This window comes from Vibrio renipiscarius, from assembly GCF_000827885.1.
In the GTDB taxonomy this organism is placed as follows: domain Bacteria; phylum Pseudomonadota; class Gammaproteobacteria; order Enterobacterales; family Vibrionaceae; genus Vibrio; species Vibrio renipiscarius.
Genome location: NZ_JTKH01000029.1, coordinates 1 through 1,712, shown reverse-complemented (window position 1 = coordinate 1,712; position 1,712 = coordinate 1). Strand labels below are relative to the sequence as shown.

Genomic DNA, 1,712 nt, shown 5'->3' with positions numbered 1-1,712 from the left:
GTAGCGGCTTAAGCTCGATAACCTCTGAACGTTTGAGTGTTGGACAAAGGCGACTAACATCGAATTGTTGGCCGATATCGATGCCAATTTTCCTTAAGCGGGCTTTGTGCTCGTAGAATTGCGATTGACTTAGCGTGTGACGTAAATCGGTGCCGTGCTGCCAAAGTGTGAAATAATTCATGGTGGTATTAGCTGCACGCACTGTTTCCACAACCCCTGCTTCTAGTAATTGCTCTGCGATTGATTGATGAATGTCTTTAGTAGCGTGTAGTGTCTTCATAGCGTCTTCCATCGTCGTTAGGTGCTTGTAAAAGTCTTGTTCCGTTACCATTCCGTAAAATTGCAAGTCGTGTCTTTTCAGTAGTTTTTGTCTGAGGCTGTTTTCTTCACGGACAACGCCGTGCTCTTCGCAGTAATCGATAAGAGTTTCTAAGTACTTAATATGATCTTGTGTTGTCTTGCTGCTGCGCTTGTATTTCTTAAGACGGAGTTGCATCTCAAATGCCTTGCAGTAGAGCTTGAGCATTTCCCATGCTGAGCCTTCACCCCAGTTACAAGTCATTCCATTAGGTTTGAGAATCGCTTCACGCCCTCGCCCCATAGCTACAGAAGACATGCCACGAATAAATGAAAGCTCATTTTCACGGTCAACCATGTGGTTACGTGTCCAGTCGATAAGAGTTATTTCCGCGCCATTGCCTATGAGTGACGATGACTTACCATCCGGAGTTTGACGGTGATAAGCACGAGTGTTTTTAGTGAATGGCGGCAGGTCGTATTTTGCGAGAATGTGGTTATAAATTGCGATGCAATCATCGAGAGAAGTTAAACCAAAAAGATTATCCATGCGTTGCCAGCGGGACGGATTGCCCTCGACGCGGATACGATTGCCATTACAGCGAATAGTGAGTTTGGTACTAAATGAACCTTCAAGAATTTTTTGGTTAACGCTGGGAGGAAGCTTTTCGCCAGTTTCCATATCAACACGCTCAATAACATGAGTGCCGACGAATGGAAGCCCACCGTCGGGATGATCTTGTTGAATGAAAAGTTGGTCAATAAAGAACACTGGGAAACCCTGTCAAATACATTTTCGTACACCTTAAAAGTACATGATAGTAAGTGTCAACAGTTTTGTGTATAAAGTAGGGGTTATAATTAAATAAAGGGATACCAAAGTGGATAATGACATGCTGCAAGATGTACTTAGAAAGGCGCGTACTGAGCTTGGTTTGAAACAGAATGAAGTCGCGGAAATGGTTGGAGTAACCCAACAAACGTATTTAAAATGGGAAAATGGGAAGTCTGAACCTAAGATAAGCCAAGCAGGAAAGCTAGCATCAGCTCTTAAGGTATCTGAAAAAGAACTATGCCAAGGTGAGTTTCACAAACAAAAAATGGATACGTTAGAATTTATTAGAAAAGTAGAAACCCTATTGCAACACGTACCGCAATCTGAGTTTTTAATTGGGATACAGGAATACATACATGATGAAGAGGGTTTTATCGACTTTCTACGTAATGCATCAGATTACCCTTTTGAGCTCTTCAATATTGAAAAAATCGACAATGCTAGGTACATGTTAGAAATGGTAGAAAGCGGAGCTTTTAAGTTTGAAGACCCACGTACTAAAGAAATGTTTATTGAACAACAACAGAAAATAATCGCAGAAAAATCGAAATAGAAAACTAGTTTAAATTCCGGTTGTCCG

The 1,712-nt window shown here is 41.6% G+C and carries 2 protein-coding genes; one reads left to right on the top strand and one right to left on the bottom strand.

The window, feature by feature from the left end; all coding sequences use genetic code 11:
* On the bottom strand, positions 1-1,069 hold a 1,069-nt coding region (locus OJ16_RS19565), incomplete at its 3' end, for a phage/plasmid replication protein, II/X family (RefSeq protein ID WP_040993240.1).
* 109 nt (positions 1,070-1,178) lie between these two features.
* Here OJ16_RS19565 and OJ16_RS19560 point away from each other — a divergent pair.
* On the top strand, positions 1,179-1,685 hold the full coding sequence (locus tag OJ16_RS19560) for a helix-turn-helix transcriptional regulator (RefSeq protein WP_040986277.1): 507 nt from the start codon (positions 1,179-1,181) through the stop codon (positions 1,683-1,685).
* Positions 1,686-1,712 lie beyond the last annotated feature (27 nt).